The organism is Spirillospora sp. NPDC049652 (assembly GCF_040675125.1).
Taxonomy (GTDB): Bacteria; Actinomycetota; Actinomycetes; order Streptosporangiales; family Streptosporangiaceae; genus Spirillospora.
Genome location: NZ_JBFAOF010001260.1, coordinates 1 through 1,703 on the forward strand (window position 1 = coordinate 1; position 1,703 = coordinate 1,703).

Sequence of the window (1,703 nt, forward strand, 5' to 3'; positions counted from 1 at the left end):
CTGGCGTTCGCCGTCCGGGCGATGGACGCGCTGCGCGACGTCCACCCGCAGGCGCGCGAGCTGCTGGAGGGGCTCGGCCGGTACGTCCCGGACGACGGCATGGTCAAGGTCGAGGGCGGCACCGAGGACGAGTACCTGCACCCCCTCGACTTCGCGGGCGTCCCGGGCCGTCCGCCGCGCGAGCTGTTCCGCCCCGAGGTGATCGCCGCCGACCTGGCCCGCCTGGAGGGCGGCCAGCGGGAGGACGGCGGCTGGACGGTCGAGTACGCCAAGATCTCCGCGGCGGGCGCCCTCGACTGGCGCGGCTACGAGACCGTCCGCGTCCTGTCCACCCTCCAGAACGCCAAGGCCACCCAGGCGTGACGTCCGCTCCCTAGGCGGGCCGGACCCGGCCGGGCGTGTCAGCCGAGGTCGGCGAGGGCCTTCTCGATGTCGGGGTCGCCGGGGGCCAGGTCGCGTGCGCGCGTCAGGTCCCCGCGCGCCTCGGCCGTCCGGCCGAGGGCGGCCAGGACGACGGCGCGGTTGAACAGGACGGCCGGGTCCTCGCCCAGCTCCAGGGCGCGCGTCAGGTCGCGGACGGCCGCCTCGGCGTCCCCGGTCTCGTACGCCAGGACGCCCCGGCTCGCCCACGCGGCGGCCAGCGTCGGGTCCTGGCCGAGGGCCTGGTCGAACGCGGCACGCGCCCGGTCGCCGTGCCCTTCGGCGGCCTCGATCTGGCCGAGGACGCTGAGCAGGTGGGCGTCCCCCGGGCGGTGCGCGAGCCCGGCCGCGCAGTCGGCGCGGGCCTCGCCGTTGCGGCCGAGGGCGGCGAGCAGCCCGGCGCGGTTCGTCCGGGCCTCGGCGAAGCCGGGGTCCAGGTCGAGGGCGTGGTCGAGGTCGGCGAGCGCGCCGTCGTGGTCGCCCTGGGCGAACCGGACCTCCGAGCGGTTGAAGTACGGCTCGGGGAACGGCGGGCCGGCCGCCATCGCGGCCTCGTAGTCGGCGACGGCCTCGTCCGCGCGGCCGAGGCGCAGCAGCAGGTTGCCCCGGTCGATGTAGTAGTCGGGGTGGACGGGGTCGGCGTCGATCACGGCCGTCCAGTCGCGGAGCGCGTCCGCGGTGCGGCCGAGCCGGTCCAGGACCGTGGCGCGGTTGGCGAGCAGCACCATCCGGTGGACGGAGTGGGCGCCCGGCGGCAGGTCGCGTTCGGCGAGGTCGATCGCCTCCTGGACCAGCCGCAGCGCCTCGCCGTCCCGGCCGCGCCGCGACTCCACCAGCGCCCGGCCGTTCAGGTCGAAACCGAGCTTGATCGCCCGCTCGGCCGGGTCGGGCAGCAGCCCGCAGATCGCGATCGCGGTGTTCGTCCAGGCCAGCGCGGCCTGCAGGTCGACGCGGGCGGGGTCGTGGTGGCGGACGGCCAGCATCGCCAGCGAGTAGGCGATCGTGGAGTGCCACACCGGCGAGTCGGTGGTCGCGCGGGCCCGGTGCAGCAGCCGCTCCGCCTCGTCCTCGCGGCGCAGCGCGGCCAGCGCCATCGCGGTCGCGTGGACGAGCTCCCACCACACGGCCGGATCGGCGTCCGGGCGCGCCTGCGGGTCGGCGTGCTCGATGCCGCGCCGGCCGAGCTCGGCGGCGGCGTCATGGCAGCCGCGGCTCAGGCACCAGCCGACGGCGTAGGCGTAGGCGGCGGCCGCGCGGGCCGGGTCGTCCGCCCGGTCGCGGTG

At 77.4% G+C, this 1,703-nt stretch carries 1 protein-coding gene and 1 pseudogene; one reads left to right on the forward strand and one right to left on the reverse strand.

Translation table 11 applies throughout. The annotated features are described in order from the left end of the window. Positions 1–363: pseudogene (locus tag AB0J52_RS39205) on the forward strand (hypothetical protein); the annotation flags it as partial. A gap of 38 nt (positions 364–401) precedes the next feature. On the opposite strand, the gene AB0J52_RS39210 reads toward AB0J52_RS39205, so the two are convergent. Then, the coding region (locus tag AB0J52_RS39210; protein WP_500188159.1) for a tetratricopeptide repeat protein at positions 402–1,703 on the reverse strand (1,302 nt) is incomplete at its 5' end.